At 39.8% G+C, this 452-nt stretch carries 1 protein-coding gene; it reads right to left on the reverse strand.

The genetic code is table 11. The features are described 5' to 3' along the window. Window positions 1-240 precede the first annotated feature (240 nt). A partial coding sequence (hisE, locus tag LE190_RS22265; RefSeq protein WP_225240612.1) for a phosphoribosyl-ATP diphosphatase occupies window positions 241-452 on the reverse strand: 212 nt, incomplete at its 5' end.

Raw genomic sequence — 452 nt, forward strand, 5'->3', positions numbered from 1 at the left:
TTTTATGGTGTAGGACTCCTCTGTTCGAACTGTGTGTCCAGTAAATATCAATACAGCAATAGGTTTTGTTAGCCGACAGAAACAAGAAGTGCAGTATTTCCACAAATATTCTGCACTTCTTAGATTATTTTGTCATCTTAGCTTATAGCCTTCTCCCCGTTTCGGATTTTGTTCAACGGTGTTGCCATCTTCCGATTTTAAGTGAGCTAGGAGCACGAAGTAAGATGTCCCTTCAAATACCTATTGATGTCTGCTCTCGAGGTTTTTCGCAATTGTTTCCAAAGAAAATCCTTTCTCACGCAACAATACGATCAAATGAAACAATAAGTCTGAAGTTTCATTGATAAAATCAGCATCTGTTTCTGTCAATGCTGCAATTACTGTTTCTACAGCTTCCTCGCCAACCTTTTGCGCAATCTTATTGTTACCGCGAGAACGCAGGCGGTTGACAT

This window comes from Massilia hydrophila, assembly GCF_020208145.1.
In the GTDB taxonomy this organism is placed as follows: Bacteria; Pseudomonadota; Gammaproteobacteria; order Burkholderiales; family Burkholderiaceae_D; genus Telluria; species Telluria hydrophila.